Here is a 17,882-nt window from a genome sequence, read left to right on the forward strand (position 1 = left end):
AGAAATGAAAAGATTCATAGGTTTTATAAAAAAAGAGTACTACCATATTTTTAGAGATAGACGTTCGTTGTTTATTCTCTTTGGTATGCCTATTGCCCAAATTTTACTCTTTGGCTTCGCTATTACTAATGAAATCAACAATGTGGATATTGCTATTTTAGACCATTCTAAAGACGCAACTACAACAGAAATCATCAATAAAATTTCAGCATCAAAGTATTTTTGTGTTAAGCAAATCATTGAAAAAGAAGCTGATATTGAAAAGGTATTTCAAAAAGGTCATATAAAGGCTGTTTTAAATTTTGAAAAAGATTTTAGTAAAAACCTCATTAAAGAATACAACGCAACGGTTCAAATTATAACCGATGCTACAGATCCAAATACTGCAAACACCATAAGCAATTACATTAATGCTATTTTACAAAACTATCAAAAGAATTTAAATAAAGATGTTACAATAGTTTACCAAATCACTCCAGAAACACGTATGGTTTATAATCCAGAATTAAAAAGTGTGTATATGTTTGTACCTGGGGTAATGACTATTATTTTGATGTTGGTTTCTGCAATGATGACCTCAATTTCTATTACAAGAGAAAAAGAATTAGGTACTATGGAAATTCTATTGGTATCGCCTTTAAAACCTATTCAAGTAATTATAGGCAAAGTGTTTCCTTATATTTTTCTGTCAATTATCAATGCAATAGTAATTGTAATATTGGGTATTTTTATTTTTAAAATGCCGGTTCAAGGGAGTTTGTTTTTATTAGCACTAGAGAGTATTTTGTTTATTATTACAGCATTAGCATTAGGAATTTTAATCTCAACAGTTTCTGCAACTCAACAAACAGCTATGATGATTTCGTTAATGGGGCTCATGCTTCCGGTGATATTATTGTCTGGATTTATTTTTCCTATTTCCAGTATGCCTATACCACTACAAATTATAAGCAACATCATTCCTGCAAAATGGTTTATCATCATTATTAAAGGCATTATGTTAAAAGGTGTTGGCATGCAATTTATATGGAAAGAAACCTTGATTTTATTGTGTATGACTGTGTTTTTTATTGCTTTAAGTGTGAAGAAATATAAAATTAGACTGGAATAATGAAAACCATTTTATACATCATACAAAAAGAATTTAAGCAAATCTTTAGAAATAAAGGAATGCTGCCTATTATTTTTGTTATGCCGTTATTGCAACTTATAATTTTATCTAATGCAGCCACTTTTGAAGTAAAAAATATCAAATTTGGTTATATTGATAACGACCATACATCAACATCAAGAGCATTGGTAGAAAAATTTAATGCCTCAACATATTTTAATGTTTTAAACAATTTTTCTTCGGAAGCCATAGCAAGTTCAGCTATGTTAAATGGAGAAGTTGATGTAGTATTAGAAATACCTTTATATTTTGAACGCAATCTACAAAAAGACAAATACAATAGTTTAGGCGCAACCATTAATGCCATAGACGGTGCAACAGCTGGTGTAATAAACGTTTATGTTTCACAAATTATTCAACAGTTTAATCAACATTTAAAAGTAGACTTATTTCAAATTTCAGATAAACAAGTACAGGCTTCAAATATAAACACCATTCCACTATTTTGGTATAATAAAACACTAAACTATAAAACCTATATGGTTCCTGGAATATTGGTTTTATTAGTAACCATGATTACCTTGTTTTTATCAGGAATGAATATTGTTAGAGAAAAAGAAATTGGCACCTTAGAGCAAATTAATGTAACTCCAATTAAAAAAAGCCAGTTTATCATTGGTAAACTCTTTCCGTTTTGGGTAATTGGTATGGGCTTGTTAACTATAGGCTTAACCATAGCTAAACTCATTTTTAATGTGCCAATGCTTGGTAGTTTACCATTAATGTATGTTTACACTTCTATCTATATTCTGGTAGTATTAGGTATTGGTTTGTTTATCTCAAATTTTACTGAAACCCAACAGCAGGCCATGTTTATTTCTTGGTTTTTTACCGTAATATTTATTTTAATGAGCGGTTTATTTACACCTATTGAAAGCATGCCTAAGTGGGCTCAAATAATTACCGAATTCAATCCAATAAAATACTTTGTAGAAGTGATGCGCATGGTAATGCTAAAAGGCTCTGGACTTATGGATATTTTTCCTCAATTACTAAAAACATTGTTATATGCTTTAATAATGAATGGTTTAGCTGTTTGGAGTTATAAAAAAACAACGTGATTTTATAATTTTTTAAGAGTTATTTGCTACTCTCCTACTCCTATAACAGTAATATTTGAAATAATTATAGAGATATAACTATAGTGATAAAAATTAGTATGGAGGCCTTATTGGTTTAAAGCTATTTTTGTTTAAAATCATTCTGGTATTAATTTGTCGCATCCAGTTTTGAAATCCTAAAAGCCAATTTTTAATTTGTTTTGCTTTATCTAAATTTTCTTTAGATGAAAAAAAGCAACCATCTTGTTTTTCAATCCAAACCGAAACTAAAACCCCTGTTAAGCTACTATTTGGTGCAAATCTAGTGTGTAAGTTAACATTTTGATTGTTTAAGATAGGAAATTTAATATTTTTAACTGTAGTGTCTATAACACCTTTGTAAACTGAATTAAGATATGTTAAACCATTTAAATTGGTAATGTAATTTTGCCATTCTGCCATCACAAAATCCTGATTATAACCAATAATATTTATAGTAAAACTACTAAGGTTTTTGGTATTTGGAATAGGTCCTTCTAATACCTCATAAAAATTTTGTCCAAATCCATTTACTAAACTAAAAAACAATAACATTTTAAAAACAATCAATTTTTTAATCTTCATAATCTTGTACATTTATCAGTTCAAAAAATATTTTTAATTTGAATAGTTTAATAGTTTCTTTCAAAAAAAATACCAAGTCAAACTTTTAACTAATTATGAATAAAAAAAAATAGGTAGCTGTGTCATCATGACATTGATAACTAATATTTTAATGTCATATTAACATTTAACAAGTTGAATGTTACGATTGTATTAAAATTAAAAAAACATTGAAATAAAAACAACTTCTTATTTTTTTTTTGAATAATTTTATAAACCTATGAATTTAAGTTCAATATTATCTGGAAAAAAAGTTGGTTTAGTATTATCTGGTGGCGGTGTAAAAGGTGTTGCACACGTTGGTATTATTAAAGCATTATTAGAGCGAGATATACACCCAGATATTGTTTCGGGTGCAAGTGCTGGCGCTATTGTTGGCGCACTTTATGCTAATGGCACTAGCCCATCAGATATGGTTTCTTTTTTTAAAGATACCCCTTTATTTAAATACAGTCATTTTACTATATATAAACCAGGGCTTTTTGATACAGATAAATACTTTACATCTTTTAAAAAATATTTTCCTGTAAATGAATTTGAAGGCTTAAAAAAGCAATTATATGTAGTTGCTACCAACTTACAAACCGGACAGTCTCATTTTTTTCATAAAGGAGAATTATTAAAAAAAGTATTGGCCTCGGCTGCTCTACCTCCTGTTTTTAGTCCGGTTAATATTGATGGAGAACTTTATGCAGATGGGGGTATTATGAATAATTTTCCTATTGAACCATTAATTGATACATCTAATTTTATAATTGGCGCATATACAACAGCTTTTAAAGAAGTTGAAAAAGGAATGCTTAAGAATTCATTGCAATTATCTCAAAGAGCAAACTTATTAATGCTGCATGCTAATGTTAAAAGTAAATTACACATTCCAAATCTTCTTTTTATGCCAGATAACCTAGATTCTATTGGAGTTTTAGATAAAAGTGGTATTGAAAAATCTTATAATATTGGATATGATTACGCTTCAAAATTACTTGATAATGCGTTTAAGAATTGTTAGTAAGACTCTATTTCTTTACCAAGAACAATATCTCTGGTAGCAACCCATAAACCTTCTTTTTTATCAAGTTTCAGTATTCTTTGTGGGTCTACTTCTTCTACTTTTGTTCTACATTTATCTGTTAATAAAGGGTCGTCATCAAAAAGGAAGGTTTCAATTTTATATTCTGGCTTATTAGGTTCTTTAACTATAGGGTAAATTTGCTTTAACTCTTTACCATAAATATAACTACCAGGAACAAACGTATAAAGCGTGTATTTACCATTTTCATCGGTTCTTACCCAACCTCTATGGTACACGTAACGCTTTTTGTTTTCTCTTTTTAATTCAAAATTTCCATTTTCATCAGTTTGATGCACAAATAGTAATACATTTTTTGCTGGTGTAACACCATCGCTTTCATAAATAGTTCCAGTAATTTTAAGTTTGTTTTTCTTTGAAGCAAAATCTGGAATTGTATCAACACTATTTAAGTTTTTTTCATCAAAATCGTAAATAGGACTACGTTTTTTATAATCTTGAGGAATATCTGATAAAACATCAGAAGTTTCTTGAGCAACTACTGTAAAACAGCTTGCTATAAAAACAAAACAGCTTAGGGATTTTATTAAAAATTTCATAGATTAAAAAATTAATTAATCTAAAATTAGAATATTAAATAGTTCTTCAATAAAAAATCTTGTGAAGTTTAAAAATTTACGATGAATAGTTAGACGGTAATTATGAAAATCAAAATTCATCGATAAATTGACATCTTTACTAATTATTAAAGCATTAAAATAAAATTATAAAACCGTTAAATATGCATAATAGCTTTTGTGAAAAAGAAAAAATAACGTAATTAGTTTAAAAATTTTTTATGATAATATTTGTTGATATGGACGATGTACTTGCCGATACTTATGGCAAGCACATAGAATTATATAATAAAGAACACCAACAAGAACTTTCGCTAGCTCATATAGAGTCTGGTGAGGTTTGGCAAAACGTACCAGAAATACATCAAGAAAGCATCTTACAACACGCACATAAAAAAGGCTTTTTTAGAGATTTAAAGCCTATTAAAGATGCAGTTCAGGTTATGGAAGCGCTATACAATAAACATGAGGTTTATATTGCAACTGCAGCCACACAATTCCCTGATTCTTTAAAAGAAAAAAGTGATTGGTTAGACCAATATATGCCTTTTATTACTTGGGAACATCGTATTATGTGTGGTCATAAATTCATCTTAAGAGGTGATTTATTAATTGATGATCGCGCCTACAATCTTGAAAAGTTTGAAGGTGATACTCTGCTCTTTAATTCACCACATAATGTTGGTGAAACAAGATACACCAGAGTTTTTAGTTGGTTAGAAATTGCTGAACGCTTGTTGTAAATTTAACAAGACGAACATTTAGAATTTGGCCCAAAGTTTTTTGGGTCTTTATTTTGTTTTAACTTTCGTAAATGATGAATATGAATCACACAAAAAATAGCACCAGAAATAATTAAGGGACCAGAATGTAAAAACACACCATAAATAACATAAAAGAAACTTGAAATTAAATGCCAAAGTCTAAAACCAGACATGTCCTTTTTTGTTACAGCAAAAAATCCTGCTGCAATTGCAAGGTATCCTAAAGTTTCAGCAAGAATATTCATCACTTTTCTAATTTTAATAATACACGTTGTTTATAATCTAATTGGTTTACTTTTTCTTCAATTTTGGTTAATTCGTCTAGCAAATTAGGGCTATCGGCTAAAAGATCTTCTACCACTTCTGTACCTGCTGCCCAATAGGCTTCAAACGTTTTTATATGTTTATGGGCTTTATTGGTTAACGATAGCACTTGCTTTCGTTTATCATCTTTATCTGCATACGAATGGATATAACCACGTTTTTTCATCTTCTTAACAATCTTAATTACTGCTGGATGCGAAAATTGTAAAGTATCTGCCATTTCAGTTATGGTTAATTCGTTGTGCTCTTGTAATAGCCTAAATATTAAATTCCAGTTTGGATCTATATCTAAACCTTCAGATTTATATAAGTCTTTAGTACTGTATAATAAGGTATCACTTAAGCGTTTTAACCTACTTGTAATGCCTTCATACTCTAATGCTATTAAAAAATCCTTCATAATTACGTAACTAGTTACGCAAATATAACAAAAACAATGTAACTAGTTACATTGTTTTGTGTGATTTTAACAAATTAGACTGATATAAAATCAATCTAATATAAAAGCTATTCAAGCGTTTTAGAGCTTTTAAATGCTTTCAACTCTTTTTCCAAGGCTTCTGCTTTGGCTTTAAATTTTTCCATTGCTTTTTTCATCTGCCCTATTTTTTTAAAGGCCTCTTCATCTTGTACTGCTGTAAAAGATTCTACACCATCTTTTGCTTTATATTTTGCTTTAGCGCCACAGGTTGGGCATGTTCTTACATCTGACATGTTTCTTATTTTTTTAAGTTAAAATACAATGAAAAGACTACCTAAAACGATAGCCTTTTCTACTATTAATCAATAAAAACTTCTTATTTAATTATTAGGAAAATTAAACTTGCCATTGGTGTTTTTTCTATCGGCTTCAAGTAGAATAGTTTCTATAACGTCCCAATGTTCAACAATTTTACCATCTTCTACTCTAAACAAATCATAGTAAGATGTTGGTTTGCCTGCAAAACGACCTTCGCTAATAGTTAACACAAAATTTCCTTGACCTAATACTTTGTGAACCGTATCAAATTCCATATGAATACCTTGTTTAGCCATAGTTTCTAACGCTTGACCTAAAACTGATAAACCATCGGCAATATTTGGATTGTGTTGTATGTAATTGTCTCCATTAAAGTAACCTTGAAGCTTTTCCATTTTACCATTTATTAAAACGTCATTTACAAAGTTTGATACCAAAGTTTTGTTGGCTTCGGTTTTATCTAAATCGGTAATGGTTGTTGTACCATCTATTTGCGTATGACCACTTGGGTTTGCTGGTTGTTTTTCAATTAAATTATCCCAGTGTTCTACAATCAAACCATTTTCAAACCTAAAAACATCAAAGCCTATTTTTGGTCCAAAAAAATCATAATCTGTTTGTGTAAATACGTAATTGCCATCTTCAAAAGCTCGAACGGTATTTACTTTAAATCCACCTTCTGGTGCATTTTGTAATACAGTGCCAAATCCTGCTAAACCATCGGCTACAGCTAAATTATGCTGAATGTATTTTTCTGGATTAATGTAGCTTACTGGTGTTTTATCTCCAGTTTCCATACTTTTTAAAAGTGCTACAACTTTGTCTTTGTTTGATACTTTAACTTGTGTTTCCATAGTGTTTTCTTCTTGTTGTGTGTTATGATTTTGTTTCTCTGATTTACAAGACACTATTGCTAATACGAGCATTAGTGCGGTTCCTAAATGTTTCATTTTGGTTGCTATTTAAATTACATCACAAAACTATTACGGAACAATGCTTGTATTAAGATGAATTTCAGAATAAAAATGGTAAATATCGAACCACGAAAGCTAGATGTATTCTTTTTTGAATGAATTTGGGGTAAATCCAGTATGCTTTTTAAAATACTTTACAAAGTTAGTTGGCTCTTCAAAACCTAAATTATAAGCCAATTCGGTACTTTTTATATCTGAATTAACAAGTAAGCGTTTGGCTTCTAAAACCAAAAACTGATCTATAAATTGTTTGGCTGTAACACCAACAGTAGATTTACAAATGGTATTAAGATGTTTGTAAGTGATGTTTAGTTTATCAGCATAAAAATCTGCATTTCTACTCGATTTGTAATGCGCTTCTAATAATGATTTGAATTGCAAAAACGTTTCAAGTTTATCAGTTTGTTTTAGATGAAAGGTTTGGTATTGCTTTAAGCGTTCTAACTTCGAAAATATGATAGAATGCAACGATTTGTATGTATTTTCTTGATTGTAATCTTCCTTAGAATTGGTGTATTCTTCATAAAATAAATCGAAGTAACTTAAGACATTTGAATCTTCTGGTACTTGAATTATTGGCGAAAATAAATGTGCATTAAACAGTCTTTCAATTTCATTTTTGGGTAGAGTATTAATTTGTTTTTGAAGATACAAATCTGTAAACAACAAGATATATCCTTTCAACCCTTTGGTAAATTGAAACGCATTAATTTGTCCTTTTGAAATATGAATAATGGTATTTTTTTTTACTGGATGCCAAACAAAATCTACCAGTTGCTTAGTTTCACCTTCGGTATAATAGACAATCATATTAAAGGCAACTTGATGTGCTTTTTCAGGATGATGGTCTTTAGCAAGATCTTTTCGAGCCACTAAATCTTCAATAGTAAGAATTTCTATACCAGAATTGTTTGGCTTTTTGGCATTAAACTCAATATTTGGAATATCTTTTTGCATCAATTATTTCCACCAAATTTTAGCGGTATAAGTGCTATCTTTAGCATATATTTCTTCACCAATTTTTGGTGTTACCACAGTTAAGTTTTTTGTTTTTGCTGTTGCTGTAAAACGCTCTATGGGATCTGTCCAAGTATGCATTGCAAGTTTAAATGCGCCCCAATGTATAGGCATTACTTTTTTTGCTTTTACATCAATTCCGGCTTTTACGGTTTCTTCAGGAAACATATGAATTTCCGGCCACATTTCGTTGTACTGACCACATTCTATCATTGCAAAATCAAAAGGACCGTATTTCTCACCTATTTTTTTAAAATGATTGGCATAGCCACTATCACCACTAAAGAAAATATTATCATTTTTAGATTGAATTACCCACGACGACCATAGTGTTTTTGCTCTATCAGTTAACCCTCGACCAGAAAAGTGTTGCGCTGGTGTGCAGACAAATTTTAAATCGTTAAACGTGGTTTCTTGCCACCAGTCAAGTTCTGTAATTTTATTTTTATCAACTTTCCATTCAAGCAAATGTGCACCAACACCAAGTGGCATATAAAAATGACCTACTTTATTTTTTAATGCCTTTATCGATTCGTAATCTAAATGATCGTAATGATCGTGTGAAATTAGTACTGCATCAATTTTTGGTAATTGTTCTATGGTAATTGGTAATTCTTTATTAAAACGTTTACCACCTAACATTGGATGTGGCGCAGGAACATTGCCTAACATTGGGTCTATTAAAATGGTTTTTCCTTCGGTTTGTAGTAAAAATGTAGAATGGCCAAACCAAACTAAGCGCGTATCACCTTTGTAATTTACAATGTTTAACGAATCGATTTTTGCTAAAGGTAAATCATGATCTGGCTTTGTATTTGGTTGACTTTTAAAAAATCCCATTAAGGCTTTGCTCATATCTTTAAAGCTCATGTCTAGCTTAATATCGTTAGTGTTTTTAAATGTTCCATCTTTATAGTTCTGAGACTTTTTATATTCTGCCAAAGCTTCACCTGAAGCTTTTCCACCAAATTGCGGATTGAATTGTATGAATAATACTGCTATCAACGCGATTGCAGCTATAATTATTACGATGCTTAACACCATTCGTTTTAAAATTTTTAAAAGTTTACGCTTCACTTGATTTTCCTAATTGTTTTCTAATATGCTCACTATCCCAATGATTATCGTAGGCAACAATGCCACGTTTAAAATCATTTTCTAGTAATTTTTCTTGCTGTTCTATTTCTTTTCTTGCCATAAACACATAGTCTTCGTCGCGTTTAGGTTCAGCAGCCAATCGTCTTAAACTGGCTTCATCATACTTTATAAAATTCTGTACTTGACGATTCAATGTGTATTTTCTAAAGCCTAATTTATGCAGTGCATCACTCGCTAAAGCTAAAGACGTATCTAAAGTTTCACGGTAAATATTAGTTACATCAAGATTCAATAACTCATAAGCATCGTAACGGTTTTTAGTACGAACCAACATCTCAACGTGCGGATATTTTTCTTTTACAATTTTACTAATGGCTTTGGCTACAGAAACTTTGTTTGTGGCACAAATCAACAAATTAGCGTCTGCAATACCTGCAGATTCTAACAAATCTTCTCTAGTAGCATCACCATAATATACTTCAAATCCCATTTTGCGAAGAAAGTCCACACGGTTAGAATCAAAATCTAAAATGGTGGCCTCAACACCATGAGAACGCAAAAATCGGCCAACTGTACTTCCAAAATGTCCGAAACCTACCAAGATAACTTTTTGCGATTTTGCAATATGGTCCATTGGTCGTTTTATGGATTCTTTAGTACCAACTTTCGGAAGAATTAATCGCTCGTTTACCACAGCTAAAATTGGTGTTAAAGACATGGAAACTGCGGTAACTACCAACATCATATCCATTTGTTCTTGCTCCAAAATATTAAGCTGAAAGGCGAACGACAGCAAAACAAAAGCGAATTCACCAACCTGAGCTAAACTAAAAGTTAACAATACATTTTGATCGAGTTTTAATTTGAAAATACGCCCAGTAATGAATAGTACCAATGCCTTTATAGCAATAATAGCTATTAAAATACCACCAATTGTTAACGGACTATTGGCGATAACTACAAAATTAATAGAGGCACCAACCGCCATAAAAAAGAGTCCGAGTAGTAGGTTTTTAAAAGGTTCTAGCGTACTTTCTAACTCGTGTTTAAATTCACTTGTTGATAATACCACACCACCCAAAAAGGCACCTAATGCTGGACTTAAACCCACAAATTCCATTAAGTATGAAATTCCGAATACAATTAAAAACGCAGCTGCAATCAATAATTCTCTAACACCTGTTTTTGCTACTTTTCTAAGCATTGGCACCACAACAAATCGTCCCGCTAATACTATTAGAACCACCGAAAGTATAATTGCCAAAGTTTGTAAACCTATAGGTAAACTTTCTATTAAAGTTTCTGTTGAATGTGTATCTGTACTACTTGCTTGTTCATCAGAATTACTTAATAATGGTAATGCACCAATCATAAATATCACAATGATATCCTGAAACAATAAGATTGAAAAAGAACTTGAACCAAACGTCGTGTTCATTAAGCCTTTTTCTTTAATGGTTTGCAACGCAATTGCTGTAGATGATAGCGCTACAGCCATACCTATGGCTAATGCTACTTGCCATTGATATCCTAAAAATGCGAATAAAATATACGTTAAACCAATGGTTAATGCGACTTGAATTCCTCCCATACCAAGTATGAATTTTCGCATGTTCCAGAAATTTTTGGGTTCAATTTCCAATCCGATTAAAAACAGCATGACTACCACGCCAAATTCTGCAAAATGCAAAATATCTTCCCCTTCTTCCCCTATAAATCCTAATACATAAGGCCCAATAAGTACACCAGCCAACAAATAACCAATTACCGAACTTAAGCCCAATCGTTTTGCTATTGAAACACAAATAATGGCACCAGCAAGAAAAACAATGGCATCAAATAATAAACTTCCAGACATAATTAAGCGTTTAAAATTTCTAAATCATTAAGAAAAAAGCAATTCGATAATTGCGTTGCGTTAAAATCGCCTTGAAGCAAATCAATTAACTGTTCGTATTGGTTGGTGTAATTCAGTAAATCTTCATCTGATAAATGATGTGTTCCCATGACGGCAAAAGGTGGTAAAAAGTTCATGCCGCATAATTTTGCAGTTTGTTCAAAAGGTCTTAAAAATTCATTTATTGTATACGTATTATAACCCTCAGTACAATATACTTCTCGCGATCCACCAGTAGTTATTACGTTAAAAACAGTTTTATTATGCAGCACTTTTCCGTTTGGTCCATACGCCCAATTAAACTCTAAAACTAAATCCTTCCATTGCTTTAAAATAGCGGGACTACTGTACCAATACAACGGATGATGCCAAATAACAATGTCGTGCTGAAGCAGTAACTCTTGTTCACGTTGCACATTGATATGAAAGTTAGGATACTGCTCGTACAAATCGTGAAACGTTACGTGAGCCTTATCTTTTAAGCGTTCTATTAAAGCAGCATTTACTCTAGATTTTTCAAATTTTGGATGTGCAAAAAGAATGAGTACTTTTTTCATTGGCTATTTTGGTTGGTTTTTAAACTTTAACTGCTTATAATGGTTTCTGTTAAAGTTAGTAATAATTTAATTTTATTCTCGTCGTAAGCATCTGGATGTGCATTGTTGTAACTTCCTCTATCGTTGTCAAAATATGTGCCTGTTTGGTTTTTATGACGTTCTGACACTGCCAAGTCATAAAGAATATCCACACCCTTCTCTGCAGGCGACCAATGTTGACCATAGGCTTCGTTAGCCATTTTTGTGTTTAATAACGAACCAGGATTTACAGCTATCGTTACTATATTTGAATGCTTGTTAGCAAAGTTGAACGACCACATAGTTAACGCCAATTTACTCTGTGCATAGCTTTCGCTATCATTTACAGTAGCTCCTCCAGTTAAAACCCCTTTTTGAACCGTAGATTGTGCTGCAGAACTTAAATTGATAATTCTGGTTTCTGAACCTTTTTCTAAAATAGGAATAATATTCTCTGTTAAAACAAAAGGCGCCAAATAATTCACTGCCATTCTAATATCTAAACCGTCTTTAGTCTTGCTTGATGTGGTTTTGTAAATACCTGCGTTATTTATGAGAATATCTAGTTTTTTAACGTCATTTATAATTTGTTTTGCCATTTTTTTTACAGCATTGATATCTGAAAAATCAGCTACAAAACCTTTGATGTTTTTATTGTTTGAAGTGTCTTTTAGTTCTTCAATGACTGTATTTAATTTGGCTTCACTTCTACCGTGTATATATATTTCGTGACCTTCTTTGGCTAATTTTAAAGCAGTAAGTTTTCCAATGCCGTCGGTACTGCCTGTTATTAATATGGTTTTCATTTTTTTCATTTTTTTCATTTTTTTATATCGATTCGAGTACTTTCAAAAACTTTTAAGACCTTTCGACTGCGCTCAAGGTGACATTTCGTTTATTTTTAATCTCTTAGTATTTTAAGAATTGTCAATTCGAGTGAATTTCACGATTGAAATGAATGAAATTTGTACTTCGACTGCGCTCAACAGAACTATCGAGAATATCATTCAAAAAGTTCTCGATACAATCCCGATAAAAATCGGGATTACTCGAACTGACGTTCCTAATTCATTTGTAATGTATTCTAATTTTTAAAAAGGTGCAATGGTATCTTTTGGTCCATCAGGTAAACTCCAGCGTTGTCTTGCTGTAACGCTTTCTAGTGCAACATCTTTAATACTACTGCTACTACTGATGTTTCCGTAACTACTTGTGCTTCCACGTGGTATTTGCATACGGTCACCATACAACCAAACTACCAAATTACTACGTTGCCCACTTTCAATTGGATGTGTGGCGTGTGGCACATTACCTCTGTGGATAATGGCTTTACCAGGTTCAAACTTGGTTTGTACCGTTTTACCTGAAGCTTTATCATAGAAATCGACTATAGAACCTGTGAATTCTTCTTCAGGTAAATTAATATTAATGTTCAACGTTGCTGACGAAGCATCGGTATGTGCGTGTAAATCTTTGTCCTTATCTGGATTGTACTGTATTGAAAACCCGAAAGTTTGATTATCATAACCGTAAGTTCCTAATAAAAGTCGAGAAATCGGACGCATATAATGGTCCATAATAGCATTATAAAATGCTTGAAAACTTGGTGCAGCTAAATGCCCTTCAGAACGCGAATCTAACATCATTCCGTAACGATTTAATTGTATGCCGTATGGTGCTCGTTTAGGTATTTGTGAATTAACTACATCCTCTAAATACTTACGAAAATCGGCTAAACGTTCTAAATCAAAAAACTGTGTTTCGTAAACACCTGGAATTATTTCTTTCCATAAATCAGCTACAGCAGTTTCTTTTTCTGGGTTTTCCCAAGCGTCGCTAATAGCTTTTCGTAATTTTGGATCTAATAATGATTCGTCTGGAAGTAATAAATTGTCTTTGTTTTCTAATTCCCATTCTGCCCAAGCTGCCTCTAATAATTTGCGGTTATCATTCCAAAATTTTGAAACAGATGAATCGCGTCTTAATGATAATTCTCTTGATGGCACTTCTAAAGCAAGTGCTTGTTCTAGTGCTTTTGTATTTGTTATTGTTTTCATAATAAATTTTTTATTGTTTCTTATTTACACTACAAAGGTATTCCAGACAAGAAGCTATTTTTTGGTAGAAAACAATGTGGTATTGGTAAAAAATAAGGTTTTTGGTAAAACACTAAGCTAAACCAGCTTTATAAGTACTTAAACTGATGCCTTTATAGGTTTTAAAGGTTTTGTTTAAATGGCTAGAATCGGTAAAACCAAGTTCTAAAGCGATTTCAGAATCTTGCGCGTCTGTGTATTTTAATCTGGTTTCTACCAATTTTAATTTGTAGTTTATGATGTACTTTTTAAGAGAAACATCAGTATGTTTTTTAAAATATTCACTAATGTAATTATCTGCCATAAAAAATTCATTTGCTAAACTTTTAGTAGTTAAAAGCTCAGGATTATAAATATTGGAATGGATGTAATTAATGATTTGCTGAATTTTTGAAGATTTAATTGTTTTTACTTCAGAAGTATTTAGGAATTGAATGTTACGGCAATTAAATGAAGTATTACAGATAATGAATTTTGAATGATAAAAATATCGTGGGTTTGAGTGTTTAGGTATTCTGTAGCCACCATATTTACTAAAGATACCAAGTGCGACCTGTCTGATGCTGTTTCAAAGTGCATTTCGCGTAACTCGTGACTTTCGCTATTTAAAATTTCTTCAATCTTACGAAACCAATCGTTAATTGGTAATTCTTGGTTTTGTGAGTTGGTATTTCTAAAGAAACTCTTCAAAAATTTAATAGCAATACTACTTGTTGCAGTTTCGGCCTCAACAATATAAATATCATCAGGAATGAATACAAAAACACTATTTGGTGTATAGTTAACTGTTTTCCCGTTTATTTTAATTCGTCCACTACCCTTTTCAAAATATAAAATCTCAAAAAAACGAATGTTAGTATATTCACAAAACGAAAAAAACGTTTGGTCTTTGTATTGTTGAATAACAATGTTTTCGAGTATTGTTCGTGCCATAATGGTTCGTAATTTAACATTTTGAGAATGAAAAAGCCACAGAGAATGTATTTAACATTTGGTGGCTTTTTCTGCTATTAACCAATCAATCAAACTAAACTTAAAATCTATCTATAAGGAACACCATTTACAATAGGTTTAAACCTAAAAATGTAAAACGGTGTAGATGATTTATCTTTTCCATTGTTAAAAACAGCACCATTATTAACCTGTGCTGCAGAAACGTACATATAACCGTCTACGTGATTGTAACTTACACCATCTGGCCAAACCATATTTTTATGTTTTGCAATGGTTTTTACACTTTTATCTTTTGCAGAAACCACTGCTACACTTTGAGTTTCAAGCGCTGTTAGATAAATGTTTCCATCCATATCAATACTCATTCCTCCATTGTTAGGTTTTTTAGAATAGGTTTCAATTTTAGTGTCTAAATCGGCATCAGTATAAGCTTCATTTACTAAATCTGAAGTTTTAATTCTGTAGATTTTTGTTCCGTTTAACGGACCGTAATAAATATATTCAAAATCTTTATCGGCAGTAATTCCGTCATTGCCAACCAACAAATCGTTTCCGTTTACTGCCAGGTGTTTACCATTAATAACTGTTGGTGTGTTTTCTGGTTTGGTAGTTCGCGTTCCTTCAAGAATACGACGGGTTTTTCCGGTTTTCATATTTACAATTATAAAAGCCGCTTTGCTTCCGTCGCCACCATTACCAATACCTTCATCTGCAATTATAAAATAACCATTTTTGGTATCAACAACCATATCATTTGGCTGTGCAATTTTTGGAACTGAAGATATTGGCAAGTAATAAATACGCTCTAATTCGTCGGTTTTTGTATTCCAACCAACGATTTTTGGCGTTACGTTGTTGCGTTGTGCCATATCTAGCATCCAAATAATGCCGTTTTCATCATTTCGAATTCCCAACACATTACTTAAATAATTATCGTCGGTATCGCGTGGTGTATTCCACGCTTTATTTGGAAATGGCTTACTTTTTTTAGTTTTAGCATCCATAATCATCACACGATTTTCTGGTGCAAAAAATGGATGGTGACTGTATACTAAATCGCCATTATTGGTAAATGTAATATTAACAACTGCTTGATTTGTTGTTGCAAATACTTCTACTTCTTGAGCTTGGGTATTTAATTGAAATAAACTAAAACAAACAAGTATGTTTTTGATGAATTTCATTGCTATTTTATTTTGAATTTACCATTAGAACGAATGTAAATAACTGTTTCAACATCAGTTTTTAAACGTGGTGAAGCTTTTTCTTCTGCACCAAAATAAGAACCTGGTTCCAACATATTTTCATCTTCTTTTTTAGAAAATTGATGAGTTACTTTACCAGAAACAACCACAGCTCTAAAATTTGGACTTAAGTTTTTAATTTTACCCTTGAAACCAGCTGGTAATTTTAAAAGAGTAGCACGAAGTTCATTCTTTTCGTGGTTTCCCCATAAAAAAGCAGTTTCAACATTACTTTTTTCTGAAACCCATTCAATATCATTAGCGTTTAACCAAACTAAATTGGTTTTATCAACGTTCACTGGTTTTTCGCCATTATCAAACGCTTCCGATGTTGGTTTCACTAAATATGGTCCTTCTTGAATATCTAAAAACGCCATATTATCTTCAGCATCTGCAGCTGTAATATGTGCTTCGCCAGCAGGTTGTTGCCAATACGAACCGGCTGGCAACCATTGTTTTTCGGCATTTTCATCGTCATTATGTAACAATCCTTTAATTACTACACCACGATAGGTTATGTTGTGAATATGTGGTGGCGATGAAAATCCTTTTTTAAATTTCACTAAAAAACCTGCAGGCTCATTTTTTGTACGGTCGCCCCAAAGTTTTCCAGCAGCTGGACTTTTATCGCCTCTCAACGGATTTAGCCAGCCCCATTCTACATTGTCTGTAGTAACAACTTCGTTTTTAGATTTTGCTGAATCTGTAGTTGGTGTTTGGGCTAATACTTCAGTCGCAACCAATAACAGAACAGCTATTATAATATTTTTCATCACTATGGTTTAATATGATTTATATTTCAGTGAAAATTTCACTTTCTGGCAATCTAGATTTTGGTGTTTTATCTGTTGAATTAAAGTCAGATTCTGCTCTATATCCAATAGAAACGGCAACTAAAGCTGTGAAGCCTTTTTCTCTTAACCCGAATTCTTCATCTAATGCTTTTACATCAATACCTTCCATTGGTGTAGCATCTATACCCAAACTTGCTACTCCTAGTAAAAAGCTTCCAATATTAAGATAAACTTGCTTTTCCATCCAATGTTGTAAGTCTTTTAAATCATATTTATGAATATCTGCAAATGTTTTAACAGCACCTATAAATCCGTTTTTTATGTCTTCATTTGGGAATCGTCCATTTTTATCATCTACATCTGCAATGTGTTTGTAATAATCTTCATCTGCATCTGTTTTTGCACAAAAAAGCACAACAGCTGAAGCATTAGTTACTTTAGGTTCGTTAAAATGAAAAAAGCCTTGTGTACCTTTTGCTATACGTTCTTTACCTTCTTTAGTTTCAGCAATAATAAAATGCCAAGGTTGTAAGTTTACGCTTGACGCGCTCATTCTTAACAAGCTTTTTACTTGATCCATATCTTCCTTAGATATTTTTTTAGTTGGATCAAATTCTTTAGTAGTGTATCTCCAATTTAATGTTTCTTTTAAACTCATTTTTAATTGATTTTTATTATGGTTTTAATTTATACTATCAAAAGTATAGTTGCAAAAGTATTGGTAGTTTACATTCTGTGCAATAACGGTCATAAATGATAGTATAAAATTTAATGGTTATAACATCTGATAATACCAGTAATAATAGGTGTTTATACAAAATGTTAAATAAACTATAAAAAGTATAGTTGTGTAATTAATGATAGTATGATACCTTTGTATAAGTT

The 17,882-nt window shown here is 31.7% G+C and carries 21 protein-coding genes; 4 read left to right on the top strand and 17 right to left on the bottom strand.

Annotated elements, in window-relative coordinates; translation table 11 throughout:
• Nucleotides 1-4: 4 nt before the first annotated feature.
• Both J1D01_RS12140 and J1D01_RS12145 read left to right on the top strand, forming a co-directional pair.
• On the top strand, nucleotides 5-1,111 hold the full coding sequence (locus J1D01_RS12140) for an ABC transporter permease (RefSeq protein WP_421151005.1): 1,107 nt from the start codon (nucleotides 5-7) through the stop codon (nucleotides 1,109-1,111).
• The gene (locus J1D01_RS12145) at nucleotides 1,111-2,232 is read left to right on the top strand and encodes an ABC transporter permease (RefSeq protein WP_421151006.1); all 1,122 of its coding nucleotides are present in this window, start codon (nucleotides 1,111-1,113) and stop codon (nucleotides 2,230-2,232) included. Before J1D01_RS12140 ends, J1D01_RS12145 begins: the two co-directional genes overlap by 1 nt.
• Nucleotides 2,233-2,325: 93 nt before the next feature.
• Here J1D01_RS12145 and J1D01_RS12150 read toward each other — a convergent pair whose 3' ends face one another.
• Nucleotides 2,326-2,835 (bottom strand): hypothetical protein, encoded by a 510-nt coding sequence (locus J1D01_RS12150; RefSeq protein ID WP_421151007.1) that lies wholly within the window; start codon nucleotides 2,833-2,835, stop codon nucleotides 2,326-2,328.
• Nucleotides 2,836-3,094: 259 nt separating this feature from the next.
• On the opposite strand from J1D01_RS12150, the gene J1D01_RS12155 reads away from it, so the two are divergent.
• Nucleotides 3,095-3,883: a patatin-like phospholipase family protein gene (locus tag J1D01_RS12155; RefSeq protein WP_421151008.1), complete on the top strand. Its 789-nt coding sequence runs from the start codon at nucleotides 3,095-3,097 to the stop codon at nucleotides 3,881-3,883.
• Here J1D01_RS12155 and J1D01_RS12160 read toward each other — a convergent pair.
• Nucleotides 3,880-4,503: a hypothetical protein gene (locus J1D01_RS12160; protein ID WP_421151009.1), complete on the bottom strand. Its 624-nt coding sequence runs from the start codon at nucleotides 4,501-4,503 to the stop codon at nucleotides 3,880-3,882. The genes J1D01_RS12155 and J1D01_RS12160 overlap by 4 nt on opposite strands.
• A 239-nt stretch (nucleotides 4,504-4,742) precedes the next feature.
• Between J1D01_RS12160 and J1D01_RS12165 the strand changes: the two genes are divergently transcribed.
• Nucleotides 4,743-5,264, top strand: coding sequence for a 5' nucleotidase, NT5C type (locus J1D01_RS12165; protein ID WP_372938775.1), 522 nt, complete (start codon nucleotides 4,743-4,745; stop codon nucleotides 5,262-5,264).
• Between the two features lie 2 nt (nucleotides 5,265-5,266).
• On the opposite strand, the gene J1D01_RS12170 is transcribed toward J1D01_RS12165, so the two are convergent.
• From J1D01_RS12170 to nfsB, 15 genes are all read right to left on the bottom strand, one after another.
• On the bottom strand, nucleotides 5,267-5,530 hold the full coding sequence (locus J1D01_RS12170) for a YgjV family protein (protein ID WP_372938774.1): 264 nt from the start codon (nucleotides 5,528-5,530) through the stop codon (nucleotides 5,267-5,269).
• Nucleotides 5,530-6,009, bottom strand: coding sequence for a MarR family transcriptional regulator (locus J1D01_RS12175; RefSeq protein ID WP_421151010.1), 480 nt, complete (start codon nucleotides 6,007-6,009; stop codon nucleotides 5,530-5,532). The genes J1D01_RS12170 and J1D01_RS12175 overlap by 1 nt, the downstream gene beginning before the upstream one ends.
• Nucleotides 6,010-6,116: 107 nt before the next feature.
• Nucleotides 6,117-6,323 carry a hypothetical protein gene (locus J1D01_RS12180; protein WP_421151011.1) on the bottom strand — a complete coding sequence of 69 codons (207 nt, stop codon included), beginning with the start codon at nucleotides 6,321-6,323 and terminating at the stop codon, nucleotides 6,117-6,119.
• 87 nt (nucleotides 6,324-6,410) lie between these two features.
• Nucleotides 6,411-7,298, bottom strand: coding sequence for a hypothetical protein (locus tag J1D01_RS12185; protein ID WP_421151012.1), 888 nt, complete (start codon nucleotides 7,296-7,298; stop codon nucleotides 6,411-6,413).
• Between the two features lie 99 nt (nucleotides 7,299-7,397).
• The gene (locus tag J1D01_RS12190; RefSeq protein WP_421151057.1) at nucleotides 7,398-8,279 is read right to left on the bottom strand and encodes a helix-turn-helix domain-containing protein; all 882 of its coding nucleotides are present in this window, start codon (nucleotides 8,277-8,279) and stop codon (nucleotides 7,398-7,400) included.
• A 3-nt stretch (nucleotides 8,280-8,282) separates the two neighbouring features.
• Nucleotides 8,283-9,383 carry an MBL fold metallo-hydrolase gene (locus tag J1D01_RS12195; protein WP_421151013.1) on the bottom strand — a complete coding sequence of 367 codons (1,101 nt, stop codon included), beginning with the start codon at nucleotides 9,381-9,383 and terminating at the stop codon, nucleotides 8,283-8,285.
• A gap of 22 nt (nucleotides 9,384-9,405) precedes the next feature.
• Complete coding sequence (locus J1D01_RS12200) at nucleotides 9,406-11,295, bottom strand: monovalent cation:proton antiporter-2 (CPA2) family protein (RefSeq protein WP_421151014.1); 1,890 nt, start codon at nucleotides 11,293-11,295, stop codon at nucleotides 9,406-9,408.
• A 2-nt stretch (nucleotides 11,296-11,297) separates the two neighbouring features.
• The gene (locus J1D01_RS12205) at nucleotides 11,298-11,891 is read right to left on the bottom strand and encodes an NAD(P)H-dependent oxidoreductase (RefSeq protein ID WP_372938599.1); all 594 of its coding nucleotides are present in this window, start codon (nucleotides 11,889-11,891) and stop codon (nucleotides 11,298-11,300) included.
• Between the two features lie 26 nt (nucleotides 11,892-11,917).
• Nucleotides 11,918-12,715 carry an SDR family NAD(P)-dependent oxidoreductase gene (locus tag J1D01_RS12210; RefSeq protein ID WP_421151015.1) on the bottom strand — a complete coding sequence of 266 codons (798 nt, stop codon included), beginning with the start codon at nucleotides 12,713-12,715 and terminating at the stop codon, nucleotides 11,918-11,920.
• Between the two features lie 285 nt (nucleotides 12,716-13,000).
• Nucleotides 13,001-13,966, bottom strand: coding sequence for a 2OG-Fe(II) oxygenase (locus tag J1D01_RS12215; RefSeq protein ID WP_421151016.1), 966 nt, complete (start codon nucleotides 13,964-13,966; stop codon nucleotides 13,001-13,003).
• 112 nt (nucleotides 13,967-14,078) lie between these two features.
• Nucleotides 14,079-14,309 carry a helix-turn-helix domain-containing protein gene (locus J1D01_RS12220; protein WP_421151017.1) on the bottom strand — a complete coding sequence of 77 codons (231 nt, stop codon included), beginning with the start codon at nucleotides 14,307-14,309 and terminating at the stop codon, nucleotides 14,079-14,081.
• Between the two features lie 119 nt (nucleotides 14,310-14,428).
• The gene (locus J1D01_RS12225) at nucleotides 14,429-14,938 is read right to left on the bottom strand and encodes an AraC family ligand binding domain-containing protein (RefSeq protein WP_421151018.1); all 510 of its coding nucleotides are present in this window, start codon (nucleotides 14,936-14,938) and stop codon (nucleotides 14,429-14,431) included.
• 107 nt (nucleotides 14,939-15,045) lie between these two features.
• A complete protein-coding gene (locus tag J1D01_RS12230) occupies nucleotides 15,046-16,143 on the bottom strand; it encodes an L-dopachrome tautomerase-related protein (protein ID WP_421151019.1) in 1,098 nt (365 codons plus the stop codon).
• Between the two features lie 2 nt (nucleotides 16,144-16,145).
• Nucleotides 16,146-16,976, bottom strand: a complete 831-nt coding sequence (locus J1D01_RS12235) for a DUF4437 domain-containing protein (protein WP_421151020.1) — start codon at nucleotides 16,974-16,976, stop codon at nucleotides 16,146-16,148.
• Between the two features lie 19 nt (nucleotides 16,977-16,995).
• Nucleotides 16,996-17,655 (bottom strand): oxygen-insensitive NAD(P)H nitroreductase, encoded by a 660-nt coding sequence (gene nfsB / locus J1D01_RS12240; RefSeq protein ID WP_421151021.1) that lies wholly within the window; start codon nucleotides 17,653-17,655, stop codon nucleotides 16,996-16,998.
• Nucleotides 17,656-17,882: the final 227 nt, after the last annotated feature.

Source organism: Seonamhaeicola sp. NFXS20 (assembly GCF_049132085.1).
Taxonomy (GTDB): Bacteria; Bacteroidota; Bacteroidia; order Flavobacteriales; family Flavobacteriaceae; genus Seonamhaeicola.